Annotated in this window: 20 protein-coding genes; 10 read left to right on the forward strand and 10 right to left on the reverse strand. The window is 71.2% G+C overall.

Going from position 1 to position 20,180, the window contains the following annotated elements; genetic code table 11:
* Positions 1-34: 34 nt before the first annotated feature.
* Entirely contained in the window at positions 35-886 is an 852-nt protein-coding gene (locus tag P5G50_RS12765) for a trypsin-like serine protease (RefSeq protein ID WP_301208491.1), read from the reverse strand.
* A gap of 116 nt (positions 887-1,002) precedes the next feature.
* Between P5G50_RS12765 and P5G50_RS12770 the strand changes: the two genes are divergently transcribed.
* A complete protein-coding gene (locus tag P5G50_RS12770) occupies positions 1,003-1,530 on the forward strand; it encodes a tetratricopeptide repeat protein (RefSeq protein WP_301208490.1) in 528 nt (175 codons plus the stop codon).
* Between the two features lie 38 nt (positions 1,531-1,568).
* On the opposite strand, the gene P5G50_RS12775 is transcribed toward P5G50_RS12770, so the two are convergent.
* The 3 genes from P5G50_RS12775 to P5G50_RS12785 are packed head-to-tail and all read right to left on the reverse strand — an operon-like array spanning position 1,569 to position 3,431.
* Complete coding sequence (locus tag P5G50_RS12775; RefSeq protein ID WP_301208489.1) at positions 1,569-1,931, reverse strand: antibiotic biosynthesis monooxygenase family protein; 363 nt, start codon at positions 1,929-1,931, stop codon at positions 1,569-1,571.
* On the reverse strand, positions 1,928-2,833 hold the full coding sequence (locus tag P5G50_RS12780; protein ID WP_301208488.1) for an EamA family transporter: 906 nt from the start codon (positions 2,831-2,833) through the stop codon (positions 1,928-1,930). Before P5G50_RS12780 ends, P5G50_RS12775 begins: the two co-directional genes overlap by 4 nt.
* A complete protein-coding gene (locus P5G50_RS12785; protein WP_301208487.1) occupies positions 2,826-3,431 on the reverse strand; it encodes a helix-turn-helix domain-containing protein in 606 nt (201 codons plus the stop codon). The genes P5G50_RS12780 and P5G50_RS12785 overlap by 8 nt, the downstream gene beginning before the upstream one ends.
* Before the next feature lie 203 nt (positions 3,432-3,634).
* Here P5G50_RS12785 and P5G50_RS12790 point away from each other — a divergent pair, with 203 nt between their 5' ends.
* The 4 genes from P5G50_RS12790 to P5G50_RS12805 all read left to right on the forward strand — a co-directional run bounded on the left by P5G50_RS12790 (position 3,635) and on the right by P5G50_RS12805 (position 6,587).
* On the forward strand, positions 3,635-4,414 hold the full coding sequence (locus P5G50_RS12790) for a phosphatase PAP2 family protein (RefSeq protein WP_301208486.1): 780 nt from the start codon (positions 3,635-3,637) through the stop codon (positions 4,412-4,414).
* Positions 4,411-5,280, forward strand: a complete 870-nt coding sequence (locus P5G50_RS12795; RefSeq protein WP_301208485.1) for a DUF1206 domain-containing protein — start codon at positions 4,411-4,413, stop codon at positions 5,278-5,280. The genes P5G50_RS12790 and P5G50_RS12795 overlap by 4 nt, the downstream gene beginning before the upstream one ends.
* Positions 5,281-5,396: 116 nt before the next feature.
* The gene (locus tag P5G50_RS12800; protein ID WP_301208484.1) at positions 5,397-6,113 is read left to right on the forward strand and encodes a class I SAM-dependent methyltransferase; all 717 of its coding nucleotides are present in this window, start codon (positions 5,397-5,399) and stop codon (positions 6,111-6,113) included.
* A gap of 84 nt (positions 6,114-6,197) precedes the next feature.
* The gene (locus P5G50_RS12805; RefSeq protein ID WP_301208483.1) at positions 6,198-6,587 is read left to right on the forward strand and encodes a RidA family protein; all 390 of its coding nucleotides are present in this window, start codon (positions 6,198-6,200) and stop codon (positions 6,585-6,587) included.
* Between the two features lie 48 nt (positions 6,588-6,635).
* On the opposite strand, the gene P5G50_RS12810 is transcribed toward P5G50_RS12805, so the two are convergent.
* The gene (locus tag P5G50_RS12810) at positions 6,636-7,220 is read right to left on the reverse strand and encodes a hypothetical protein (protein WP_301208482.1); all 585 of its coding nucleotides are present in this window, start codon (positions 7,218-7,220) and stop codon (positions 6,636-6,638) included.
* Positions 7,217-9,628: an ATP-binding cassette domain-containing protein gene (locus tag P5G50_RS12815; protein WP_301208481.1), complete on the reverse strand. Its 2,412-nt coding sequence runs from the start codon at positions 9,626-9,628 to the stop codon at positions 7,217-7,219. The genes P5G50_RS12810 and P5G50_RS12815 overlap by 4 nt, the downstream gene beginning before the upstream one ends.
* A gap of 162 nt (positions 9,629-9,790) precedes the next feature.
* Between P5G50_RS12815 and P5G50_RS12820 the strand changes: the two genes are divergently transcribed.
* Entirely contained in the window at positions 9,791-10,420 is a 630-nt protein-coding gene (locus P5G50_RS12820) for an HdeD family acid-resistance protein (protein ID WP_301208480.1), read from the forward strand.
* A 74-nt stretch (positions 10,421-10,494) separates the two neighbouring features.
* On the opposite strand, the gene P5G50_RS12825 is transcribed toward P5G50_RS12820, so the two are convergent.
* Together P5G50_RS12825 and P5G50_RS12830 are read right to left on the reverse strand one after the other, a co-directional pair.
* Positions 10,495-12,492 (reverse strand): alpha/beta hydrolase family protein, encoded by a 1,998-nt coding sequence (locus P5G50_RS12825; protein ID WP_301208479.1) that lies wholly within the window; start codon positions 12,490-12,492, stop codon positions 10,495-10,497.
* On the reverse strand, positions 12,489-13,259 hold the full coding sequence (locus P5G50_RS12830) for an SDR family oxidoreductase (RefSeq protein WP_301208478.1): 771 nt from the start codon (positions 13,257-13,259) through the stop codon (positions 12,489-12,491). Before P5G50_RS12830 ends, P5G50_RS12825 begins: the two co-directional genes overlap by 4 nt.
* A gap of 113 nt (positions 13,260-13,372) precedes the next feature.
* On the opposite strand from P5G50_RS12830, the gene P5G50_RS12835 reads away from it, so the two are divergent.
* The 4 genes from P5G50_RS12835 to P5G50_RS12850 all read left to right on the forward strand — a co-directional run bounded on the left by P5G50_RS12835 (position 13,373) and on the right by P5G50_RS12850 (position 16,106).
* Complete coding sequence (locus P5G50_RS12835) at positions 13,373-13,873, forward strand: NfeD family protein (RefSeq protein WP_301208477.1); 501 nt, start codon at positions 13,373-13,375, stop codon at positions 13,871-13,873.
* Positions 13,870-14,823 (forward strand): SPFH domain-containing protein, encoded by a 954-nt coding sequence (locus P5G50_RS12840; protein ID WP_301208476.1) that lies wholly within the window; start codon positions 13,870-13,872, stop codon positions 14,821-14,823. The genes P5G50_RS12835 and P5G50_RS12840 overlap by 4 nt, the downstream gene beginning before the upstream one ends.
* Entirely contained in the window at positions 14,820-15,575 is a 756-nt protein-coding gene (locus P5G50_RS12845) for a glycerophosphodiester phosphodiesterase family protein (RefSeq protein ID WP_301208475.1), read from the forward strand. Before P5G50_RS12840 ends, P5G50_RS12845 begins: the two co-directional genes overlap by 4 nt.
* A gap of 159 nt (positions 15,576-15,734) precedes the next feature.
* Positions 15,735-16,106: an RNA polymerase-binding protein RbpA gene (locus tag P5G50_RS12850; protein WP_301208474.1), complete on the forward strand. Its 372-nt coding sequence runs from the start codon at positions 15,735-15,737 to the stop codon at positions 16,104-16,106.
* A 39-nt stretch (positions 16,107-16,145) separates the two neighbouring features.
* Here the strand turns inward: P5G50_RS12850 and lnt are convergent, their stop codons facing one another.
* Entirely contained in the window at positions 16,146-17,684 is a 1,539-nt protein-coding gene (gene lnt, locus P5G50_RS12855) for an apolipoprotein N-acyltransferase (protein ID WP_301208473.1), read from the reverse strand.
* Positions 17,685-17,745: 61 nt separating this feature from the next.
* Positions 17,746-20,178 (reverse strand): DEAD/DEAH box helicase, encoded by a 2,433-nt coding sequence (locus tag P5G50_RS12860; protein ID WP_301208472.1) that lies wholly within the window; start codon positions 20,176-20,178, stop codon positions 17,746-17,748.
* Positions 20,179-20,180 lie beyond the last annotated feature (2 nt).

Below are 20,180 nucleotides of genomic sequence, written 5' to 3' on the forward strand. Positions count from 1 at the left end.
CTGCGCCCTTCTCACGTGCTGAGCAATTCGCCCGCTACACCCCGAATGTCGCCAGCCAGGCGTCGACCACGGGGATGTCGAGTCGCTGGTAGCCGCCGAGGTACCGGCAGTTCGCGGTGTACCCGTAGCTCGTCACGGCGACGATCCTGTCGCCGAGGAACACGGGGCCGCCCGAGTCGCCGAAGCAGGTCCCTCCGGTCCCGCGGGTGTCGTTCGGGTTGCCGTTGGTCTGCAGGATCTGCGGCGTGAGCTTCTGGCCGGGCATCTCCACGTAGCGGCGGAGGAGCGGGTAGGTCATCGGCTGCGGCTTCTGCGGCCCGGTCTCGGGCTTGCGCACCTCCGTGCCGTAGCCCACCGCGGTGAACAGCGTCTTCGAGAGGTTGCTGGTCTTGATGGCGTCGAGCGTGCCGACCGGCGCGATCTGCGGGTAGCCGGAGCCGAACGAGGGCACCGGCTGGTCGAGCACGATGACGCCGACGTCGTTCCAGTTGTCCTTGTCGGTGAAGTCCGAGTACGCCGGGTGGGTGTACGCCGTTCCGGAGTAGTAGCCGGCTGCGGTGATCTCGGCGGCCGTGTAGCCGGCGGCCGGGTCGGCGGCGACGGGGAAGGGCGTCGGCGGCTGCTCGGCGATCACGGAGTCGAACGTGACGAGCGTCTTGCCGAGCGTCCCCGAGGTGCAGTGCGCGGCGGTCACCACGACGGTCGGCGACACCAGCGTCGCCGAGCACCGGAACCGCCCGTCGGCGTCGTAGAACAGGATCAGGCCGACATCGGGATGTGTGTTCCCGTCGGCGGTGCCACCCGTGCTGGCGAGGGCGGGTGCGCCGACGGCCAGCCCGGCGAGTGTGGCCAGCGCGATCGCAGCGGCCAGGATTCGTTTACGCATGGACCCTCCATTGGATCTCGAAGCGGGATCGATTCTTCGAGTATGCACATCCCCTGAATGGGGGCCAAGAGCCGGTCTGCGCAGAACGAACGCGCCGGGCCTGCAAGGATACGGTCATGACGACTCCGCCCGCCGCGCAGATCGACGACGACCTCCAGCGCGCGATCGATCGGGGCTACGCCGAACGCGACCGCGACGACATGGCCCCGACGATCCGGTACTTCGAGGACCTCCTGGCCGCACATCCCGGGAATCCGGTGCTGACGTACGAGGTCGCCGGCGCCTACGACACCGCCGGCCGTGAGGCGGAGGCGCGGGTCCACTACGAGGAGGCGTTGCGGCTGGGCCTGTCGGGGGAGCCGCTGCGGAAGTGCCTCTGCCAGTACGCCAGCACCCTGCGCTGGCTCGGGGAGCTCGACGCCTCGCTCGCGACGCTCGAGCGCGCACGACGCGAGTTCCCCGACTCCGACGCGGTGCGCGTCTTCGAGGCCCTCACCCTGAACGAGCTGGGTAGAACCGACGAGGCGGTCGGCACGCTGCTGGCGGTCATCGCGCTGCACGGAGACGCGACCGACCTGGGCCGGTACGCCGTCGGCCTCGGCGGCCTCGCGGAGTGGCTGAAGGCGGGCCGGCCGGGGGAGTGACTCGCCGCTGATGCCGGAGCGGGCGCACCTGAGCCGGCTCAGCCGTCGACGGGACGGTGCTCCAGGCCGAGCGTCGGGTCGCCGTAGACGCTCCTCACCTCGGAGATCACGACCCGGTACGCGCCGAGCCACTCCTCGTTCCGCACCTTGGCGATCCGGTGCGTGTCCATCCCGACGAGCTGATTCAGGGCCTCCCGGTCGGCCCAGTAGTAGACCTCGGCGTGCAGACCGGTCTCCTCGTTGTGCCACGCCTCCTCGCCGAGGAACCCGTCGATCGCGCGGGCCCGCTCCGCGATCTCGTCGTTGAGGCGGTGGAAATCGTCGTCGAGGTCACCGATCTCGAAGATGAACGTGGAGGTGTAGGCGGGCCTGCGGGTCGCGGCCGCTGCTTCCGTGCTCATGAGCTCTCCTTCGTCGTAGCGGCTGGGACATCGGTCGTGACGGGGAGCGCGTCGCGTCTGCCGCCGCGTTGGGCGGCCGCGCCGGCGGCGACCACGATCGCGACACCGACGAGCTGCAGCACGGACGGTGTCTGTGCGAGCACGAGGAACCCGATGACGGCGCCGAACGCGGGCTCGATGGACAGCAGGGTGCCGAAGGCCGTGTGCGTCATCCGCCGCAGAGCCAGCATCTCAAGCGCGAAGGCGATCACCGGCGTCACGAGCGCGATCCCCGCCGCCGCCGGCAGCACCCACCAGGTGAACTCGCCGCCGAGCACCTGGGGGAGTCCGACCGGCAGCGTGGCGATCGCGGCGACGGGGATGGTGAGCGAGAGTCCGCTGATCCCGGCGAAACGGTCCCCGACGTGCTGGGTCAGGACGTTGTACAGCCCCCAGCACGCGCCCGCGGCCAGGGCGAACCCCACGCCGATCAGGTCGATGCTCCCGTGCCAGGGCTCAGTGAGCAGCAGCACTCCGACGAAGGCCGCGGCCGGCCACACGAGGGCGCTGCGCCGCTTGCTCATCACGCCCGCGACGGTGAGCGGCCCGAGGAACTCGATCGCGACGGCCGTCCCGAGCGGGATGCGATCCACCGCCGAGAGGAAAAAGGTCGTCATGAAGCCGGTCACGACACCCAGCGCCAGCAGAGCGGGGAGGTCCCTGCGACGCAGCGAGCGGATCGCCGGCCGGGCGACGATCCAGAGCAGCGCCGCGCCGAAGCACATCCGCAGCCACGCCGTCCCGGCAGGGCCGACCTGGGCGATCACGGGCACCGAGACGGCGTTGGACAACTGAACCGCGAGCATCGCGGCGATCGCCAGCGTCCACGGCGGCGCGACCGGCCGGCTCCGTGCCTCACGCATCGCCGCGCTCCGCGCCGGGTGCCTGGCCGACTCCCGGCTCGTAAACGCACAGCGTGAAGCGCGCGGGCGCGTCGCCGAGGTTGACGTACGAGTGGTCGTCGTCACCGAAGAAGGTCAGCGCGTCCCCGGGCCCGAGAGTGTGAGCGACCCCGTCGGACTCGACGGTGATCGACCCCTCGATGACCTGCAGCAGCTCACGGGTGCCGGGGGAGTGCGCCTCGCTCGCGTGGCGCTCGCCCGGCGCGAGGGTCCAATCCCACAGCTCCACGACGTTGGGAGGCTCCGTGCCCGCCACGAGCACTCCGCGGCCTCCCTGTGTACCGGTCCACAACGCTGCGCCGTCGCCCACACGCACCACCTTCGCCGCACGAGGCGCCGGCCGCTCGACGAGAGCGGGCAATCCGACACCGAGAGCGTCGGACAGTCGCAGCAGCGTTCCCACACTGGGGTTGACTGAGCCCTGCTCGACGTTGACCACCATCCGCCGGCTGACCTGAGCCCGCTCGGCGAGCTGATCGAGCGTCCAGCCCCGCGAGTTCCGCTCCTGCTTGACCCGCGCACCGATGACGCGCGCCAGGGTCTCCGCGTCCGCATCCATCGGTGCAGCATAGTGCACTGCGGGAGGCAACGGCAATGGGGAGTGATTTGCACATCCTCATACGTTCAAGCTGACATAATGTGCATTATCGGCGTACACGAGCGGGGTCCTGAGAGCTGCCCGAAACCGCGTCTCCCGCGTACAGTGCACAACGCCCGTCCCACGGGTCGCTGTTGCTCGCTTTCCCGAAAGGCCCGAATCCTGTGCCCGCAGCCGCCGACCTCCGCACGAGCCGTCTGTCCGACTGGAACAAACGGTTCGTCGTCGAAGAACGCTACGTCCCGGCCGCGACGCGGCGACGACTCTACGCGACGTCCGTCGCGCTGGTGGCCGTCGGACTGATCGCCTTCGTCGTGCTTGCGGCGAACGTCATGACGCACACTGGATACGAGCGCCTCGACGTACCGGTCGAGCGCTGGTTCAACGCGCAGCGCTCCGCCGAGACGACCGGGTTCATGACCGTGCTGGCGATCATCTTCGGCCCGGTGGCCATGCCGTTCATCGTGCTGATCACCGTCATCGTCTGGGCGCTGACGGCACGACATCTGTGGCGCCCGTTCCTCCTGGCGGCCGGGATGCTGACGGGCGTCCTGCTGGCGCAGCTGCTGGCGCCGCTGATCCGGCATCCGCGCCCGCCGGTGTCGCTCATGCTGATGGGACCGGATCACACGTTCTCGTTCCCGTCCGGGCACGTGCTCGGCGCCTCCGACTTCTTCCTCATCTTCGCGTTCCTGCTCGCGAGCCGGATCCAGCGGCGCTGGTTCACCGTGGCCGCCTTCGTGGTCGCCGCCGCCCTCGTCGTTCTACAGGTCGCCAGCCGTTTGTATCTGGGATATCACTGGATCAGCGACACCACCGGCTCGGTCGCACTGTCACTGGCGGTCGTCGGCGGCGTCATCGCGCTCGACACGCGCCGCACGGTCCGCGTGGAGGGCGAGCGGATCGAAGGCGGGCTCTCGCAGCCGCAGGTGGACGGCACATGACCGCAGGAAGCACCAGCGACGTCAGCGGCACCGCCGGAACCGCCGGCACCGTGCAGGCTGCCGGCGAGCACGTGCGGAGGGTCGCCCGCGGCGCCCGCGACAGCACCATCCTGCACGTCCTCGCGCGGGTCGGCTTCGCCGCCAGCGGGTTGGTGCAGGTCCTGCTCGGCGCGCTCGCCATCCAGCTCGGCGTCAACCACTTCGCCGACGCCGACCAGTCGGGTGCCCTGGAGCAGCTGGGCCGCCTGCCCGGAGGATTCGTCCTGCTGTGGGTCAGCGCCATCGGGCTCCTCTCGCTCGCGATCTGGCTCGTGGTCGAGGCGGCGGTGCTGCGCGCGGCGAAGACCTCAACGCTGTGGGCCCGCCGGCTGCGCAACCTCGGCAAGGCGGCCGCGTACGCCGCCCTCGCCCTAACCGCGCTGGGCGTCGCGCAGGGCCATCCCAGCGACGCCAGCTCCTCCACGCGGTTGCTGAGCACGCAGTTGCTGGCGCTGCCGGGAGGCGCGGCGCTGCTCGTGCTCGTCGGCCTGGCCGTGATCGGGGTCGGCGGCTACCTGGTCGTCAAGGGCGTGCGCCGGCGCTTCCTGCGCGACATCGAGCTCCCCGACCTCACCGGGATGGCCACCGTGCTGACCCTGCTCGGCGTCGCCGGCTACCTCGCCAAGGGGTTCGTGCTCGGCGTCGCGGGCTCGCTGTTCATCGTCGCCGCGGTCACCGTGCGCCCGGATGCCGCCTCGGGGCTGTACGGAGCCTTCGAGTCGCTGCTGACACTCCCCCTCGGCGTCGTCCTCCTGATCGCCACCGGCGCCGGGCTGATCGCCTCCGGCGCGTACAACGCGCTCCGCGCCTGGGTGGCGCGCTTCTGAGCGAGCGGGCGCCGCACTCCCCCGGCACCGCGCCCGGCTGGCACCGCGCCGAACCCCGCCGGCACCGCACCGCCCCGCATCCACCGCACGGCCGACCCCCGTGGCACGATCGTGGCATGACCCGTGCCTACGACGCGATCGCCGAGGGCTATGCGGCCCTGAACGCGACCAGCCTCCTCAACGAGTACTACAACCGTCCCGCCATCGCCGAGCTCGCCGGCGAGGTCGCCGGCCGGCGCATCCTCGACGCCGGCTGCGGCTCCGGCCCGATCAGCGCCGATCTGCGCGACCGCGGGGCCGTCGTGACCGGCATCGACGCCAGCGCGGGAATGCTCGACCAGGCGCGCCTCCGGCTCGGCCCGGACGCCGACCTCCTGGTCGCCGACCTCGCCGAGCCGCTGCCGTTCGCCGACGACAGCTTCGACGACGTCATCGCCTCCCAGGCGCTGCACTACCTCGAGGAGTGGGGGCCGACGCTCGCCGAGTTCCGGCGCGTGCTGCGGCCGGGCGGCCGGCTGATCGTGTCCGAGGAGCACCCCGCCGCGATCTTCCTGGCCGACCGGCTCGGCGGCGGTTCGGCCGAGTACTTCGGCGTCCGCGCCCGCACGGAGGAATGGAGTCTCGGCGGGCAGACCGCGCAGCTCGTCTTCTGGGACCGCCCGCTCCACGCCATGACCGACGCGTTCGCCGCGGCCGGGTTCCGGATCACCGCGATCAGCGAGCCGGCGCCCTCCCCCGCCGCGTACGAGCGATTCCCGGAGGCGTTCGTGGACCGCCCGAGTGGTCGGTTCCTCGCCTTCCTCCTGTTCGTGCTGGAGGCCCCGGGGGCCTGATCGCAGGTGGGGGCTCCCCCGGTGTCGGTGGTGTCCGGCACAATGCTCGGCAACCACGACCGACGACCGCGAAGGAGCGCAGCCATGTCGAGTCTCCCCACCCCCGTCGATCCCCCGACGATGCAACGCAGTCCCGCCTTCGCGCAGGCGATGATCGCCCCCGCCGGGCGCACCCTGTACGTCGGCGGCCAGAACGGCATCGACGGCGACGGCACCCTGCTCGACGGCCTGCGCGCACAGACCGAGCAGGCGCTGCGCAACGTGCTGACCGTGCTGGAGGCGGCGGGCACCGACGCCGACCACGTCGTCAAGCTCACGATCTTCCTCGCCGCCGGTGAGGATGCGAACGACGGCTACGCCGCGGCCGCGTCCGTCTGGGGCGCGCACCGCACTGCGATCACCGTCGTCGCCGTGACGCCGGTGCGGCCGGGCGTCCTGGTCGAGATCGACGCCGTCGCGACCATTCCGGAATGACCGGAGTGACAGGAATGACCGCGTTCAGCGAGCACTCCGGCTGATATTTCAGCCGCGGGTCCCCTCTCCGCGCCGCGCGCCCCTCTTGCGGCCCAGATTGGCGTCCCCCGGCCGCTCCGACTCCCCCTGCGTGTACACGCGCGGAGACCCCAGGAACGGCAGCTGGAGCCACATCGGAACCTTCGCCGCGAAGCCGACCAGCCAGAACCCGATGCCGCAGCCGACGATCAGCACCACGCCGGCCCAGAACGCGGCCGGCGCCCATGACCCGTAGAACCCGCGGGTCGCCTCGGCGAGCGTCGTCGCCAGCAGCAGCACCCCGAGGATCAGCCCGAAGCCGATGAACCCGGCGCCCGGCTTGAGCGCCTCCCCGCCGAGGATCGCCGCCACCATCAGCGGGAGCACGAACCCGGCGACCACGACGGCGATGGCGGCGTTCGCCAGGGTCTCCCCCGCCTCCCCCGACACCTCGTCGCTGAGGAAGCCCATGACGAACCCCGCGACGACGATCACTCCCATCGCGACCAGCAGGATGGCCGTCCAGCGCTTGATGAACCGGTCGCTGAACCGGTAGCGGCCCTCCGGCCGGTCTCCCGGCCGTGCGACGCTGCCGGTGGGTCGGCTCTGCTTCACGAATGCGCTCCCTTCAGGCCGGCGCCGTCGACGCCGGCTCCGCTCACGTATGCGGCCAGGTGCTGACCGGTCAGGGTGGAGGCGTCCGCGACCAGCTGCGCGGGCGTTCCCTCGAACACGATACGACCGCCGTCGTGGCCGGCTCCCGGGCCGAGGTCGATGATCCAGTCCGCGTGGGCCATCACCGCCTGGTGGTGCTCGATCACGATGACCGACTTGCCCGCATCGACCAGCCGGTCCAGCAGGCCGAGCAGCTGCTCCACATCGGCCAGGTGCAGGCCCGTGGTCGGCTCGTCGAGCACGTAGACGCCGCCCTTCTCCGCCATGTGGATGGCGAGCTTGAGCCGCTGCCGCTCGCCGCCCGAGAGCGTGGTCAGCGGCTGGCCCAGCGTCAGGTAGCCGAGCCCGACATCCTCCAGCCGCTGCAGGATCGCGTGCACCGCGGGCACGCGACCCTCCCCCGTCGAGAAGAAGTCCTCGGCCTCGCTCACCGGCATGGCGAGCACCTCGCTGATGTCCTTGCCGCCCAGCTTGTACTCCAGCACCGATGCCTGGAACCGCTTGCCGCCGCACTCTTCGCACGTCGTCGCGACGCCCTGCATGATGCCGAGGTCCGTGTAGATGACGCCGTTGCCGTTGCACACCGGGCAGGCGCCCTCGGAGTTCGCGCTGAACAGCGCCGGCTTGACGCCGTTGGCCTTGGCGAACGCCTTGCGGATCGGCTCCAGCAGTCCCGTGTAGGTCGCGGGGTTGCTGCGACGCGAGCCGCGGATCGCGCCCTGATCGACCGACACGACGCCCGCCCCCGCAGGCACCGAGCCGTGGATCAGCGAGCTCTTGCCCGATCCGGCAACCCCGGTGACGACGACGAGCACGCCGAGTGGGATGTCCACGTCGACGTCCTGCAGGTTGTTCGCCGTGGCGCCACGGATCTCCAGCGCGCCGGTCGGCGTGCGGACCTCCTGCTTCACCGTGGTGCGATCACCCAGGTGCCGCCCGGTCAGCGTGCCGCTCGCCGTCAGCTCCTCCACCGACCCCTCGAAGCACACAGTGCCGCCCGCCGGCCCTGCGCCCGGTCCGAGGTCGACCACGTGGTCGGCGATCGCGATCGTCTCCGGCTTGTGCTCGACCACGAGCACGGTGTTGCCCTTGTCGCGCAGCTGCCGCAGCAGCCGGTTCATGCGCTGGATGTCGTGCGGGTGGAGGCCCGCCGTCGGCTCGTCGAAGACGTACGTGATGTCGGTGAGCGCCGAGCCGAGGTGCCGGATCATCTTGGTGCGCTGCGCCTCCCCGCCCGAGAGCGTGCCGGAGGGCCGGTCGAGCGACAGGTAGCCGAGCCCGATCTCCACGAACGAGTCGAGGGTCTGGCGCAGCGTCGCGAGGAGGGGCGCCACGCCGGGCTCGTCGAGACCGCGCACCCATTCGGCGAGGTCGCTGATCTGCATCGCGCACACGTCCGCGATGTTGACGCCGCGGATGCGGGAGGAGCGGGCGCCCTCGTTGAGTCGCGTGCCGCCGCAGTCGGGGCAGGCGGTGTAGGTGACCGCCCGGTCGACGAAGGCGCGGATGTGCGGCTGCATCGCCTCCTTGTCCTTCGACAGCATCGACTTCTGCACCTTGGGCACCAGGCCCTCGTACGACATGTTGATGCCGCTGATCTTGACCTTGACCGGCTCCTTGTACAGGAAGTCGTGGAGCTCCTGCTCGCTGAAGTCGCGGATCGGCTTCGCCGGGTCGACGAACCCCGACTCGGCGTAGATGCGCACCGACCAGCCGTCGGCGGTGTAGCCGGGTACCGTGATCGCGCCCTCGGCCAGCGACTTCGTCTCGTCGTACAGCTCGGCGAGGTCGATGGAGGTGACGCTGCCCATCCCCTCGCAGCGCGGGCACATGCCGCCTGTGATGGTGAAGCTGTCCTGCAGCTGCGTGTTCGACCCGCGCTCGATCGTGACGGCGCGGTCGCCGCGGACCGACGCCACGTTGAACGAGAACGCGTTCGGGGAGCCGATGTGCGGCTCCCCCAGCCGGCTGAACAGGATGCGCAGCAGCGCGTTCGCGTCCGTCGCCGTGCCGACCGTCGAGCGGGCGTTGGCGCCCATGCGCTCCTGGTCGACGATGATCGCGGTGGTCAGGCCCTCGAGCAGGTCGACGTCGGGCCGGGCGAGCGTCGGCATGAAGCCCTGCACGAAGGCGCTGTAGGTCTCGTTGATCAGCCGCTGCGACTCCGCGGCGATCGTGCCGAACACCAGCGAGCTCTTGCCCGAGCCGGAGACGCCGGTGAAGACCGTCAGCCGGCGCTTCGGGAGGTCGACGCTGACCTCCTTGAGGTTGTTCTCGCGGGCGCCCTGCACCCGGATCAGGTCGTGCGTGTCGGCCGCAGCCGGCTCCGTCGTCGGCGCGATGGTCATCGGCTCCCCCTCGTGGTCGTCGCAGCCTCCACCGTAGTTCACACCGCCGACGGCCGGGGCGCGCCACCGCGCCGCGATTGCCCCCTGACAGGCGGCGCCCGCGCGCACTAGCCTCGGCCCTGAGGGGCCGCATGCGGCGGCCCGCCACGAAAGGGGTGTGCGATGACCTTCACCGATCCCGCCGACGCCGTCCTCCACGACCTGCAGCTCGACGCCAGGAGCATGACGCGGTCCGCCATCAACGGCATCCGCGCCGCGCTCGGCATCAGCGGCGGAGTCGCGGTCGTGCTCGGCGTCGTGCTGCTGTTCTGGCCGGAGAAGACGCTCGCCGTGCTCGCGATCTTCCTCGGCATCTACTTCCTCGTCGCGGGCATCATGCGCATCGGCATCGGGGTCTTCAGCCGCGGCATCGGCGGGGGCATCCGGACGCTCAACATCATCCTCGGCGTGCTGCTCGTGATCGCCGGCATCGTCGCGCTCAAGAACGTGACGGCGGCTGCGACCACGCTGGTGATCCTCGCGGTCGCCTTCATCGGCATCGGCTGGATCATCGAAGGCGTCATGGCGCTGGTGGAGTCGGGGCGCGCCGCGTCCTCGGGCTGGGCGATCGCCTACGGCATCATCAGCATCCTCGCCGGACTGGTCGTGCTCGTCCTGCCCGTGTCCTCGGCGGCATTCCTCCTGCTGTTCGCCGCGATCGCGCTGATCGTGCTCGGGATCATCGGGATCGTCCGCGCCTTCACCTTCGGTCGCGACGCCCTGCGCGCCACCTCCCCCGCCCCGGCGACCTGAGCAGCCGCCGACTACGCGCAGAATGCCCCGTGGGTTCGATCCCGCGGGGCATTCTTCGCGTACTCGATGGTTCGCTACGCGCGGTTGACGGGGCTCGGGAGGTGGTGCGCCCACCAGTCGAGGATCACGTCGAAACGCTGCCGGCGGTGGCGCGGACGGCCCGACCGGCTCAACTCGTGGTCCTCGCCCGGGAAGACGACGAGCTCCGCCTCCACGCCGTTGCGCTTGAGGGCCGCGTAGTACCGCTCCGCCTGGCTGAGCGGGCAACGGAGGTCCGCGGCCGAGTGCAGCACCAGCGTCGGAGTGGAGACCTGCCCGACCACGGCCTGCGGGCTCTGCGACCGCATCAGCTCGGGGTCGGTTCCGACGTACTCGTCGCCGAAGAAGCTGCCGATGTCGCTCGTCCCGACGAAGGCCTCCGGGTCGAGGAAGCCGCGCTCCACGATCGCCGCGGCGAACCGGTGGTCGTGCGCGATGGTCCACGCGGTCAGGTAGCCGCCGTACGACCCGCCCATGATGCCCACCCGCTCGCCATCGAGGCCGGGGACCCCGGCGATCGCCCCGTCGAGGTAGTCGAGCACGTCGTCGAGGTCGACCGTGCCCATCCGCTGCCGGATGACGCGCCCGTGCTCCTGGCCGTAGCCGGCTGCACCGCGCGGATTGCACATGACGACCGCATAGCCCGCCGCCGCGTACACCTGCGCCTCGTCGAACAGCGCCGCGGTGTACGACGCGTACGGCCCGCCGTGGATGTTGAGCAGGACCGGGTGCGGCCCCTCCCCCTCCGGCACGACGACCCAGCCGTGGATCGGGTAGCCGTCGCGGCCCGTCACGGTGAGCTCGCGCTGCGCGAGGATACCCGCCTCCCGCAGCTCCCGTGAGAAGTCCGTGAGGGTGCGGAGGCCGTCACCGGTCACGAGCGCGACGTCGCCGGCCGTCCGCGCGTCCGAGACGCTCGCGACGACGATCTCGCCGGCGACCCCGACACCCGTGACCACGGTGCGCTCGTCCGTCAGCACGCGGGACTCCCCGGCCGCGTCGACCTCGGTCAGCACGAGCGCGCCGCGCCGCCGGTCGCGGACGAGCACGGCGTCGTCGCGGGAGGCGACGATGTCGGACTCCGTCAGGTCGACGGTCTCCGGGTCGGTCAGCCGGCGCGGGGCGGCCCCGCCGGGCTCGATCGCATACAGGGCGGCGTTGCGGGCCACGAAGTCGCGCCCGGTCTCCCCCAGCTCCTGCGCCGCGTAGTACAGCACCCCGTTCAGTCCGTAGGCGACGGCCGAGGCGGAGACGGCGCCGTGCTCGCCGGTGACGTTCCGCGGCTCGGCGGAGCCGTCCACCGGCAGCAGGTACACGTCGGCGCGGAGGTCGTCGTCGCGCGTCTCGTGCCGCGCCGACACGAAGGCCAGCGTGCGACCGTCGGGCGAGAACGCGATGGTGCCGTCCTCCCCATCGCCGGTCGTCAGCTGCGCCGCCTCCGGCACGGTGGGCTCGGGAGCGGTCGAGCCGTCCGCCTCGGCCACCGGCTTCACCGGCGGCTCGCCCCACACGTCCGGCACGGCCACCACGAAGACGTGCGCCCGGCGGTCGTTCGTGTAGCCGACGCCGTTGGCCTGGTACTTGAGCGTGCGGATGCGCCGGGCGGGCTCGCTGTTCGCGTCGATGCCCTCGACGGTGCCGTAGCGCCCCTGCTCCGGCACGCGGCTGACGAAGGCCAGCGAGCGCCCGTCGGGCGCCCACGCGAACTCGGTCACGCCCAGCTTTCGGTCGGTCACGGCGACGGGCTCGCCGCCGGCGGCGTCCATCACGACGAGCTGCGGAGCAGCCGAGGGGGCCGCCCGCAGGAACGCGAGCAGCCGCCCGTCCGGCGAGAACTGCGCCGCCGTGTCGCGGAAGCCGCGGGTCAGCCGGCGCGGGGCCGCGTGCCCGGTGAGCGGGACGGTCCACAGCTGCCCGACGGTCGCGTCCGCCTCCAGCGAGGGGTGCGTGACCGAGACGACCGCGCGCTGACCGCCCGGGTGGACCGTCGGGGCGGAGACGCCGGTCAGCAGTCCGAGGTCGGCCGCCCTCATTCGGCGACCGGCGTGAAGCTCGACACGTCGCCGACGAGGCGGGTGTGGTCGGCCGGGATGGGGTCGACCGCCGCCGCGGCGATCTCGGCGGCGAACTCGCCGACGTTGTAGAGCTTGCCCGCCGCCTCCTTGCGGGCGTCGATCGCGCCCGGGTTCAGCCGGTTGAGCAGCGTCGCGGTGATGGTGCCCTCGATCATGTCGCCGGAGACGACGACGAACTCGACGCCCTTCTCCTCCAGCGTCGGGAGGAGCGCGCGGAGGGCGTCCTCGCCCGCGCGCTTGCTCAGCGCCACGGCCTCGTACTCGGGCATCGTCGGCGTCGTGCGGATGAAGTGCGCCTGGTGGCTGGTCACGAACACCACTCGCGAGCCCGCGGCGAGCAGCGGCAGTGCCGCGGTCAGCGTGTTCACCTGTGCGTCGCGGTTGAGCTGCATGGCGTAGTCCTCCGCCATGCCGGACTCCATGCCGCCGGAGGCATTGAGGACGAGGAGGTCGAGGCCGCCCCACTCGCGCTGCACGGTGTCGAACATCGCGGCGACAGAGGCCGGGTCGGTGAGGTCGGCGCCGACGACGAGCGCCGTGCCGCCCTGCTCGCGGATGGCGTCGGCCAGCTTGACCGCGCGCGCCTCCTTGTTGCGGTAGTTGATGACGACGCTCGCGCCGGCCTCGGCGAGGTACTGCGCGGTGTCGGCGCCGATCCCGCGCGACGATCCGGTGACGAGCGCGCGTTTTCCGTCGAGGGACCCGGAGGCGAGGGGGTTGGTCACGTAAGACTCCTTGAGACGTTGGGGACTGCTCCCTGAGACTACCAAGTGGGTTCCGTCTCCCGGCTGGCCCACCTGCTACGGTCGAGGCAGCAGCGCAGTGAAGGGAGCCCGTCATGGACATCCAATCCTTCGCGTGGATCGGGTGGCTCGTCCTGATCCTGATCTTCGTCGTCATCGAGATGCTGACGCTCGACCTGGTCTTCCTCATGATCGCGGTCGGCAGCGTGGGCGGCCTGGTCTCCGGCGCGTTCGGCGCGCCGTGGTGGCTGCAGCTGCTCATCGCGGCGGCGCTCTCGATCGTGCTGGTCTTCTTCATCCGGCCGCCGCTGCTGCGCGTGCTGCGGCGCGGCGGCGATCCGGCCAAGAGCAACGTCGCCGCGCTGATCGGCATGGGCGGGATCGTCGTCTCGACCGTCTCGCGCACCACCGGCCAGGTGAAGCTCGCCATCGGCGAGACCTGGACGTCGCGGCTCGCGCAGCCGCACACCGGGCCGGACGAACTGGTCCCCGGCGAGCACGTCGTCGTCGTGTCCATCGAAGGGGCGACGGCCGTCGTCGCGCCCTCCCCCGTGTCGTCGGGCGCCGACGGCATCACCGAAAGGAGCGCGTCGTGAGCGACGCCGGTCAGCTGACCACGATCATCGTCGTCTCGGTGATCGTGCTGGTCATCGTGATCTTCGTGCTGGTCACCCTGTTCAAGGCGATCCGCATCATCCCGCAGGCGCGGGCGGGGGTCGTGGAGCGGCTCGGCCGGTACCACAAGACGCTCAACCCGGGCCTCAACGTCGTCGTGCCCTTCATCGACAAGGTGCGCCCGCTGATCGACATGCGCGAGCAGGTGGTGTCGTTCCCGCCCCAGCCCGTGATCACCGAGGACAACCTCGTCGTCTCGATCGACACAGTCGTCTACTTCCAGGTGACCGACGCCCGGGCCGCCACGTACGAGATCGCCAACTACCTCGGCGCGGTCGAGCAGCTCACCACGACCACCCTCCGCAACGTCGTCGGCGGCCTCAACCTGGAGGAGGCGCTGACCAGCCGCGACAACATCAACGGCCAGCTCCGCATCGTCCTCGACGAGGCGACCGGCAAGTGGGGCATCCGCGTCTCCCGGGTCGAGCTCAAGGCGATCGACCCGCCCGCGTCCATCCAGGACTCGATGGAGAAGCAGATGCGCGCCGAGCGGGACCGCCGCGCGCTCATCCTCACCGCCGAGGGCACCAAGCAGTCCGAGATCCTCAACGCGGAGGGCCTGCGTCAGGCCGCCATCCTCCGCGCGGAGGGCGACGCCAAGGCCGCGGTGCTCCGCGCCGAGGGCGAGGCGCAGGCGATCACCACGGTGTTCGGCGCCATCCACGAGGGCAACCCCGACAACCTCCTGCTCGCCTACCAGTATCTGCAGACCCTGCCCAAGCTGGCGGAGGGCGCGTCGAACAAGCTCTGGATCATCCCGAGCGAGCTGACCGAGGCGCTCAAGGGCATCGGCCAGGCGTTCGGCGAGCGTGGCGCACGTCCGGAGGGCGACCCCGCCGCAGCAGCGCCCGGGCAGGCACCGCAGGCATGACCTTCCTCGACGGCCCGCGGCCGCGCGTCATCGCGCACCGCGGGCTCGCCCTCGACGCGCCCGAGAACACGCTGCTGGCGTTCCTCAAGGCGCTCGCGGCGGGCGCCACCCACCTCGAGACCGACGTCCACGCCTCCGCGGACGGCGTCGCGGTGATCAGCCACGACCCCGATCTCCGCCGGGTCGCCGGCCGTGAGGCCGGCGTCGGCCACCTCACCATGAGCGAGCTGCGCCGGATCGACCTCGGGCACGGGCAGGGCTTCTGCTCCCTCGCGGAGGCGCTCGAGGCCTTCCCGCAGGCGCGCTTCAACATCGACGTGAAGGACGAGCGCGCCGCGGCCCCGACCGCCGCCGCGATCCGCGACGCCCGCGCGACCGACCGGGTGCTGATCACGAGCTTCGCGAAGTCCCGGCGTGAGGCGGTCGAGCGGGAGCTGCCCGGCGTGGCCACCTCCCCCTCTGTCGCCGAGGTCGCGCCGGCCCTCGCCGCGGCGAAGGCCGGTCTCGGCTCGGCGGTGCGCCGGACGCTGCGCGGCTTCGACGCCGTGCAGATCCCCGAGCGGCGCGGTCCGGTGCAGCTCGTCACCCCGCGCACGGTGGCCGCGATCCAGGCCGCCGGCGTGGAGGTGCACGTCTGGACGGTGAACGACGCCGCCGACATGATCCGACTCCTCGACCTCGGCGTCGACGGCCTGGTCAGCGACCGCTGCGACCTGCTCAAGGCGCTGGTCGACTCCCGCACCCTCGGCTGAGCGGCCAGGAGCCGCCAGGAGCCGCCACGCGCCGCGCGCGCCCCCTGTGAGGGCACCGTGCGTTCTGTGAGAGGGCTGGGAGAACCCCGCCCCGGGAAAGAGAATCCCCAGCTTGACGGTTTATAACGGTGAGGATTCGCGCGAAGAGGAGACCACACAATGGCAGATCGCAGCTTGCGCGGAATGAGGCTCGGCGCCCAGAGCTTACAGAGCGAAGAAGGCGTCGTTTATTCACCGCGTACCCGTTATTCGTACAAGTGCACCGTGTGCGGCCAGGAGACCGACATGGTCTTCTCCGCCGAGGCGGAGGCCCCTGAGACCTGGGAGTGCAAGCACTGCGGCCACGAGGCCCGGCTGCTTGTCAACGACACCCCCGTCGAGGTGGACCACGGCGACGTGAAGACGCCGCGCAGCCACTGGGACATGCTGCTCGAGCGCCGTACGCGCGCCGAGCTGGAGGAGCTGCTCGAGGAGCGGCTGCAGTACCTTCGGGCCCGCCGCGGGACCAGCGAGCACAAGCACACCGCCTGATTCAGGCGCGCGCCTGACGTCAGGCGTCCGAGGCCGTCCTCACCGCAGGGTGAGGGCGGCCTCGTCGCGTGAGCGGCGGGCACCGGCGGCGATGAGCAGCCCGAACAGGCCGAGACCGGCGACGAGGTACTCGATCCCCCGGCTCAGGAGCGTCGCCGGCGTCGTCGTGGTGCCGAGCGGCACGTCCGCGACCATGTGACCCGGCTTGAACGGCGGGATCTGGGAGATGGTGCTCCCGTCCGGCGCGATGATCTGGCTGCTGCCCACGGTCGAGATGTTGACCAGCGCGCGCCCGGACTCGATCGCGCGCAACCGAGCGATCGCCAGCTGCTGCTGATTCTCGTCGGTCTGGCCGAAGTCGGCGTTGTTCGTCTGCGCCAGGATGACCTGGGCGCCGCCCTGCATCATGTCCGTCAATAGCTGATCGTCGACGATGTCGAAGCAGATCGAGATGCCCGCCCGCACCCCGTTCACGTCGAAGACGTTGTCCCGGGTGCCCGGCGTGTACTCCCGCTGCACGAGGTCGATCAGGTCGGGCGCGAACGGCCGCCAGAAGGCGCGGTCCGGGATGTACTCGCCGAACGGCACCGGGTGCTTCTTGTCGTAGTAGTCGACGGCTCCCTCGCCCGCCTCCCACTGCAGCGACGTGTTGAAATACTCGCCGTCGCGGTACGTGATCGTGCCGACGATGAAGGGCGCGTCCATACGGCGGCTCAGCGCGTCGAGGATCGCGGCGGTGTCGGGGTCGCGGGTCGGGTCCGGCTGGGCGGCGCCCTCGGGCCAGACGACCATGTCGACGTCCTCGTCCTCGATCTTCTGCGTCTCGGCGATCTGGCTGTCGAGCACAGCACCGGGAGGCGCGTTGTCGAAGTAGCCGGCCGGGCCGTTGCCCTGCACCGCCGCGATCCGGGTGGTCCCGGAGGTGGTCGCCGGCCAGGCCGGGATCGCCAGTACCAGCGCCACCGCACCGAGGGCGATCGCCCCGCGCCACCACAGCTGCACCCGCGTCGCGAAGGCCAGCTCGACGATCAGCGCCACCAGCCACACCATCACGAAGCTGACGCCCGAGATGCCCAGCCAGGCGACGAGCGGTGCGAACGGGCTCTGCGACTGCGATTCCGCGACCCGGCCCCAGGAGAACCCGCCGTACGGCCAGGTCCCGGTGACGTACTCGCGCAGCACCCACAGCCCGGAGACGATCACGGGCAGGAGGCCCAGCCTCCCCAGCCGGGTCGGCCACGCCCGCGGCACCCAGCGGTAGGCCAGGGTGATCAGGATGCCGCCGACGCCCCAGAACAGCGCCTCGAGCGTCGAGAGGGCGATCCACGGGATCGGGCCCAGATAGAGCGCGGTCCACGCGACGTGCACGAGGTAGAACGACTCCCCCGCCAGCCACCCGACGAGGAACGCCGAGCCGGCCCGCCGGCCGCGCTGGGCGAGGAGCACCATCGCGATCCCGACGAAGGTCAGCGGCCACCAGTCGCGGTCCGGGAACCCGGCGTCGAGCACGGGGCCCGCCGCGGCGGCCACGAGCACCGCGAGCCACAGCGGAAGCGGGGCGCGGGGCGATCGGGTCACGAAGGGAGAGCCTAAGGCATCCTGCCGAGGCCGCCTCTCAGGCCACCTCTCAAGCCGCCTCTCACGCCACAGACGAGTACGCCACGATCCCGCGGCGGATGGCCTCCAGCGCCTGCCGCGCCGTGCGGCCGACGTTGCCCTGTGCGACGAGCGAGAGCTGATCGAGCAGGTCGATCGTCTGCTTGGCCCAGCGCACGAAGTCGCCGGCCGCCATGTCGGCCTCCGACAGCACGGCGTTGAGGCTGCCTCCCTTCGCCCAGAGGTGCATCGCGAGCGCCAGCGCGGTCGACGGCGGCTCGCTGCCCGGGAGGCGGTGCTCCCGCTCCAGGTCGTCCAGCCGGCTCCACAGGTCGGTGGTGCGGTCCAGGGCGGGCCGGAACGGTCCGCGCGGCAGGTTGCGGTCGTGCGCGAGCCCCTCGTCGCGCCGCGGCTCGAACACCAGCGCGCAGGCCATCGCCGCGAGGCTCGGCGCGTCCAGCTCCTTCCACACCCCGCGGCGCAGGCACTCGGCGACGAGGAGGTCGCGCTCGCCGTAGATGCGCTTGAGCGTGCGTCCGTGCACGGTCAGGGCGGTCTGGCCGTCCTCCTCGGTCAGGTAGCCGAGCTCGCCCAGCACGTCGGAGACGCGGTCGAACACCTTGGCGACCGCGCCCGTGCGCGACTGGATCTGGGCGCTCAGCCGGTCGGTCTCGCGACGCAGCTTCCAGTACCGCTCCGCCCACCTGGCGTGCTTCTCGCGGTCGGGGCAGCGGTGGCAGGGGTGCTCCTTCATCCGCTTGCGCAGTGCGTTGAGCCGGCGCTGGCGCTTCTCCCGGTCGGCGCGCGAGGCGTGCTCCATGCTCGCGCCCTTGCGCTCCAGGTCGGTCAGCTCGCGGCGGATGCCGGAGTACTCCTTGAAGTCGCCGAGGTGGCAGGTCATGGCCTCCTCGTAGCCGGCGAGCGACTCCTCCTGCTGCCGCACCTTGCGCGCGAGGTCGACGACAGCGCGGTCGGCCTGGAACTGCGCGAACGACGACTCGAGGATCTCGCGCGTGCGCTGCCGGCCGAACTGGTCGATCAGGTTGACGGCCATGTTGTACGTCGGCCGGAAGCTGGAGTTCAGCGGGTAGCTGCGGCGGGAGGCGAGGGAGGCGACGGCTTGCGGGTCGAGCCCGTCCTCCCACTGGATCACCGAGTGCCCCTCGACGTCGATGCCGCGGCGGCCGGCGCGCCCCGTCAGCTGGGTGTACTCCCCCGGCGTGATCGGCACGCGCGCCTCGCCGTTGAACTTCTCCAGCTTCTCCAGCACGACCGTGCGGGCCGGCATGTTGATGCCCAGCGCCAGTGTCTCTGTCGCGAAGACGACCTTCACCAGCTTGCGGCGGAACAGCTCCTCCACCACCTCCTTGAAGGCCGGGAGCATGCCCGCGTGGTGCGCCGCGACGCCGCGCTCGAGGCCCTCGAGCCACTCCCAGTAGCCGAGCACAGCGAGGTCCTCGTCGAGCAGGGTGCGGCAGCGCTCTTCCACGATCGCGCGGATCTCCTCCCGCTCGTGCGCCTCGGTGAGCCGCACGCCGGCGCGCAGGGTCTGCCGCACCGCCGCGTCGCAGCCGTTGCGGCTGAAGATGAAGAAGATCGCGGGCAGGAGGTTGCGCTCGTCGAGCAGGTGCACGAGCTCGGCGCGGTCCATCCGGAAGGTGTCCGGCCGGCCGCCGCGCGAGTGGTAGCGGCCGACGTCGCGCATCTGCCGGCTGCTGAGCACCCGGCCGCCGTAGCGCGCCATCTGAACCAGCTCCGGGTTCACCCGGTTCGTGGCGGCCAGCCCCGACGAGTCGAACAGGTCGATCAGCTTGGTCCGCATGAGGATGTGCTGCTCCAGCGGCACAGGGCGCTCCTCCGACACGATCACGTCCGTGTCGCCGCGGACCGCCTGCAGCCAATCGCCGAACTCCTCGGCGTTCGACACGGTGGCGCTGAGCGAGACCATCCGCACCTCGGACGGAAGGTGGATGATGACCTCCTCCCACACGGCGCCGCGGAACCGGTCGGCCAGGTAGTGCACCTCGTCCATGACCACGTAGGCGAGGTCGGGCAGGAGGTCGGAGTCGGCGTAGAGCATGTTGCGCAGCACCTCGGTCGTCATGACCACGATGCGCGCGTGCGAGTTGATGTTGGTGTCGCCGGTCAGGAGGCCGACGGACTCGGCGCCGTACGCCTCCACGAACTCCTGGAACTTCTGGTTGCTCAGCGCCTTCATCGGAGTCGTGTAGAACACCTTGGCATACGGGTCGCGCATCGCGAGGAACACCGCGAACTCGGCGACGATGGTCTTGCCGGCGCCGGTGGGCGCGGCGACCAGCACGCTGTGGCCGTTCTCGAGGCTGGCGCACGCCTCCCGCTGGAACGGGTCGAGGTCGAACCGCAGGCCGGCCCGGAACGTCTCGAGCAGGGGCTGATTGGCGCGCTGCCGGGAGGCGGCGAAGCGCTCGGCCGGGGAGAGCTGCTGGTCGGTCACGC

Origin of the sequence: Leifsonia williamsii (assembly GCF_030433685.1) — a bacterium.
In the GTDB taxonomy this organism is placed as follows: Bacteria; Actinomycetota; Actinomycetes; order Actinomycetales; family Microbacteriaceae; genus Leifsonia; species Leifsonia williamsii.

Excerpts from the sequence above, each read along its gene's own strand:
- P5G50_RS12765 (WP_301208491.1), bottom strand. The coding sequence starts at position 886 with ATGCGTAAACGAATCCTGGCCGCTGCGATCGCGCTGGCCACACTCGCC.
- P5G50_RS12770 (WP_301208490.1), top strand. The coding sequence starts at position 1,003 with ATGACGACTCCGCCCGCCGCGCAGATCGACGACGACCTCCAGCGCGCG.
- P5G50_RS12775 (WP_301208489.1), bottom strand. The coding sequence starts at position 1,931 with ATGAGCACGGAAGCAGCGGCCGCGACCCGCAGGCCCGCCTACACCTCC.
- P5G50_RS12780 (WP_301208488.1), bottom strand. The coding sequence starts at position 2,833 with ATGCGTGAGGCACGGAGCCGGCCGGTCGCGCCGCCGTGGACGCTGGCG.
- P5G50_RS12785 (WP_301208487.1), bottom strand. The coding sequence starts at position 3,431 with ATGGATGCGGACGCGGAGACCCTGGCGCGCGTCATCGGTGCGCGGGTC.
- P5G50_RS12795 (WP_301208485.1), top strand. The coding sequence starts at position 4,411 with ATGACCGCAGGAAGCACCAGCGACGTCAGCGGCACCGCCGGAACCGCC.
- P5G50_RS12800 (WP_301208484.1), top strand. The coding sequence starts at position 5,397 with ATGACCCGTGCCTACGACGCGATCGCCGAGGGCTATGCGGCCCTGAAC.
- P5G50_RS12805 (WP_301208483.1), top strand. The coding sequence starts at position 6,198 with ATGTCGAGTCTCCCCACCCCCGTCGATCCCCCGACGATGCAACGCAGT.
- P5G50_RS12815 (WP_301208481.1), bottom strand. The coding sequence starts at position 9,628 with ATGACCATCGCGCCGACGACGGAGCCGGCTGCGGCCGACACGCACGAC.
- P5G50_RS12820 (WP_301208480.1), top strand. The coding sequence starts at position 9,791 with ATGACCTTCACCGATCCCGCCGACGCCGTCCTCCACGACCTGCAGCTC.
- P5G50_RS12825 (WP_301208479.1), bottom strand. The coding sequence starts at position 12,492 with ATGAGGGCGGCCGACCTCGGACTGCTGACCGGCGTCTCCGCCCCGACG.
- P5G50_RS12835 (WP_301208477.1), top strand. The coding sequence starts at position 13,373 with ATGGACATCCAATCCTTCGCGTGGATCGGGTGGCTCGTCCTGATCCTG.
- P5G50_RS12845 (WP_301208475.1), top strand. The coding sequence starts at position 14,820 with ATGACCTTCCTCGACGGCCCGCGGCCGCGCGTCATCGCGCACCGCGGG.
- P5G50_RS12850 (WP_301208474.1), top strand. The coding sequence starts at position 15,735 with ATGGCAGATCGCAGCTTGCGCGGAATGAGGCTCGGCGCCCAGAGCTTA.